3 protein-coding genes are annotated in these 3301 nt (G+C 69.3%); 2 read left to right on the top strand and 1 reads right to left on the bottom strand.

The window, feature by feature from the left end; genetic code table 11:
• Nucleotides 1–42 precede the first annotated feature (42 nt).
• Entirely contained in the window at nt 43–1272 is a 1230-nt protein-coding gene (locus tag EQG76_RS07765; RefSeq protein WP_159712126.1) for a M23 family metallopeptidase, read from the top strand.
• A gap of 36 nt (nt 1273–1308) precedes the next feature.
• Here the strand turns inward: EQG76_RS07765 and EQG76_RS07760 are convergent, their stop codons facing one another.
• Nucleotides 1309–1881, bottom strand: a complete 573-nt coding sequence (locus EQG76_RS07760) for an HNH endonuclease (protein ID WP_407925512.1) — start codon at nt 1879–1881, stop codon at nt 1309–1311.
• Nucleotides 1882–2215: 334 nt separating this feature from the next.
• Between EQG76_RS07760 and EQG76_RS07755 the strand changes: the two genes are divergently transcribed.
• Nucleotides 2216–3181: an MBL fold metallo-hydrolase gene (locus tag EQG76_RS07755; RefSeq protein WP_159712124.1), complete on the top strand. Its 966-nt coding sequence runs from the start codon at nt 2216–2218 to the stop codon at nt 3179–3181.
• The last annotated feature ends 120 nt before the right edge of the window (nt 3182–3301 follow it).

Here is a 3301-nt window from a genome sequence, read left to right as displayed (position 1 = left end):
CTGGTCTTTCTAAAGCAAGTCATTCCTGCGAACGGGAATATCATGAAGCGTCACTATTTGAGCTTATTGTCCGCTGCCGGCCTGCTCGCTGCCGGCGCGGCAGCGGACGCAGCCGAAGATGTGTTCACGCCACTGACCGCGGTGCCGTTCAACCCCGCCACCACGCCCGTTCCCGGGACGGATGGCCGGTGGCACTTCGTCTACGAGTTGGAGCTGACCAATACGCGCGGCGTGCCGGCGACGCTGGAACAGGTGGATGTCGTGGGCATGCCGCCGCGCCCCGGCAAGGCCACCAGCCAGGCTCCCACGCCCCGGCAGCCCGAGAAGCCCGCCCAGGTCCTGGCGGCGTTCGATCCGCCATCGTTCGCGGGCAGGCTGAAGCAGCTCGACAACCGGCCGGCGGAGAACGCCGAAATCGAGCTGAACGCCACCCGCCTGTTCCTGGTCAACCTCGCCGTGGCGCGCCAGAACATCCCGGTCCAGCTCAGCCACATGCTGGATCTCACGGGCGCGGGCCTGGACGCCACCGATCCGAATCCGGCCGAACAGCACTACGAAGCCGCCACCCTGGACGTCACCCGCGAACTGCCGAAGATCCACCCGCCGCTGGCGGGCAAGGGCTGGCTCGCCATCAACGGCTGCTGCGAGCCCGGCGTCCACCGGTCGACCGGACTGCCGGTCAACGGCAAGCTCCATTTCGCCCAGCGCTTCGCCATCGACTGGGTGCGCCTGGACGAGCACGGGCGCCTGCGCAACGGCCCGGTCGATCGGGTCGAGAGCTATACCGCCTATGGTGCGAGGATCTATGCGGTGGCGGACGGGACGGTCGTCTCGACGCTGGACGGGCTGCCCGACCAGGTTCCGCCGAGGCTGCCCGATCCCAGCACCATCACCCTGGCCAATGTCGACGGCAATCACGTCGTGCTGGATATTGGCAACGGCTACTACGCCTTCTATGCCCACATGAAGCCCGGCTCCGTGCGGGTCCGGGTCGGGCAGAAGGTGCGCGCCGGCACGGTGCTGGGCCGGCTCGGCAACAGCGGCAACACCTCGGCACCCCATCTGCACTTCCACATCATGGACGGCAAATCCGTCCTGGGCTCCGAAGGTCTGCCCTTCGTGATCGACCGCTTCAAGCTGGCCGGCAACATCCCGGATTCGGCCGTGCCTGCCGACATGGGCGGGAATTTCCGCCGGTTCCTGCGGCCGGCGCCGCAGTTCCGCACCGAGCAGTTCCCGCTCGACACGGATGTGATCGACTTCTGGCAGTGACCGCGAGCCCGGCGGCGGGCGGGTCCCGCCGCCAGCTCAAGGTTCCAGCTCGCTGTCCCAGTAGAGGAAGTCGCGCCAGCTCTCGTGCAGATAGCCCGGCGGGAACTGCCGACCGTTCTGCCGGAGCTGGTGAGTGCTGGGCTGCTGCGGGCGGCTCAACGGGTGCATGCCGCATTCCCGCGGCAGGCGGCTGCCCTTGCGCAGGTTGCAGCGGGTGCAGGCGGTGGTGATGTTGTCCCAGGACGTGCGGCCGCCGCGCGAGCGCGGCACCACATGGTCGAAGGTCAGCTCCTGGATCGGCGCGGTGATGCCGCAGTACTGGCAGCTGAAGCGGTCACGCAGGAACAGGTTGAAGCGGGTGAACGGCGGGCGCCGCTCCTGCGGCACGTACTGCTTGAGGGCCACCACGCTGGGGAGCCGCAGCTCCTGGCCGGGCGAGCGGATCACCCGGTCGTAGTGGGAGAGCACCGCGATCCGGTCGAGGAACATGGCCCGGACCGTGTCCTGCCAGCTCCAGACCGAGAGCGGGTACCAGCTGAGCGGCTGGAAATCGGCGTTGAGAACCAGCGCCGGGAAGGCCGACGCGGACAGGTGGGCATTCGCCGAGATCGAGGCGAAACGTCGTTGGCTGAAGGTCTGCGTGGTTGCGGCACGCCCCCTTTTGCTCGGGTTTCCTCGTCTTCCACGATCTGCGTAGACCCGTCCCGCGACGGTTTCAAGACAAGGCTGGCACCGGCGCTGACCGGGCATCATCCGGCGCCGCCCGGCCCAGGTCGTACAACCGGTGCCGCGGCGGGCGGTCTGGACGACCGAGGCAATCGCCCGCATCCTGGCGGCGATGACATCACCCACCCGCCGTACCGTCCTCTCAAGCCTGGCGAGCGCGCCGCTCCTCCTGACCAGTTGCGGTGGCGGCCAAAGCGAACCGAGACAGCTTCCCGACATGCCCTGGCACCATGTGGACGGCGGCTTCCGCAACCCGCCCGGTAGCCCCGTGCGCGGCGGCGAGCGCAGCGAATGGTGGGCGTTCATGTGGCGGGGCTTCACCCGCCGCCAGCCGGTCGAGCTGCAGGATGGCCATGTGCTGGAGCCGGGTGCGGCCAAGGCGGCGCTGGCGGCAGCGGCGGACGGCGATATCGTCACCTGGCTGGGCCATGCCGGGTTCCTGCTCCGGCTGAACGGACGCTGGATCGCCCTCGATCCGTTCCTGTCTGAATACGCCTCGCCGATCCCGCCGTTCGGGCCCAAGCGCTTCTCACCCGTGGCACTCGCCGCGGCCGACCTGCCGCCGATCGACCTCCTGCTACTGTCGCACAACCACTACGACCATCTGGACCGGCCGACCCTGGAACGGCTGCCGCTGGCGGCGGAGGCTACCCTGATCTGCCCGCTGCAGGTCGCGGGCTATGTCGATACCGGCCGGTTCGCCCGCGTGGTCGAGCTCGACTGGCACCAGACCTCCGGCGGCCCGGACCTGTCGGTCACCTGCCTGCCGGCGATCCATTTCTCGGCCCGCACGCTCTGGGACCGCAACCGCTCGCTCTGGGGCGGCTTCCTCCTGACCACGCCCGGCAAGCGGGTCTATTTTTCCGGCGATACGGCGTTCGGCCCGGTGTTCCAGGAGCTGGGCGCCGGCTATGGCGGCGTCGACCTGGCGCTGCTGCCGATCGGCGCCTACGAGCCGCGCAAGCTGATGCAGGCGTCGCACTGCACGCCGGAAGAGGCGGTCGAGATCGGCCGGCTGTTCCGCGCGCGCCGCGTGCTGGGCATGCACTGGGGCGTGGTGCGCCTGACCGACGAGCCGCCCTTCGAGCCACCGGTGCGCTTTCGCCGGGCGATCGGCAGTGCCGGACTGGCCGATGACTGGGGCTGGGTGATGGCGGTGGGCGAGACCCGCGCGATCGGCTGATGCGCTAGGCACTGCGCCCGAGAAAGCTGCCGATCGCCGCTGCCACCTCGTCCGGATGCTCCTCGTGCGGTGCCAGGGCACCCGGCACCGCGGTCGTAGTGACCCGCCCTGTCGCGGCCA

Source organism: Geminicoccus flavidas (assembly GCF_009806515.1).
GTDB lineage: Bacteria > Pseudomonadota > Alphaproteobacteria > Geminicoccales > Geminicoccaceae > Geminicoccus > Geminicoccus flavidus.
The sequence above is the reverse complement of the archived record's forward strand: the minus strand, read 5'-3'. Positions and strand labels throughout refer to the sequence as shown.

Bases quoted from the DNA above. Each gene is read 5' to 3' on its own strand.
- EQG76_RS07765 (WP_159712126.1), top strand. From the start codon at position 43: ATGAAGCGTCACTATTTGAGCTTATTGTCCGCTGCCGGCCTGCTCGCT.
- EQG76_RS07755 (WP_159712124.1), top strand. From the start codon at position 2,216: ATGCCCTGGCACCATGTGGACGGCGGCTTCCGCAACCCGCCCGGTAGC.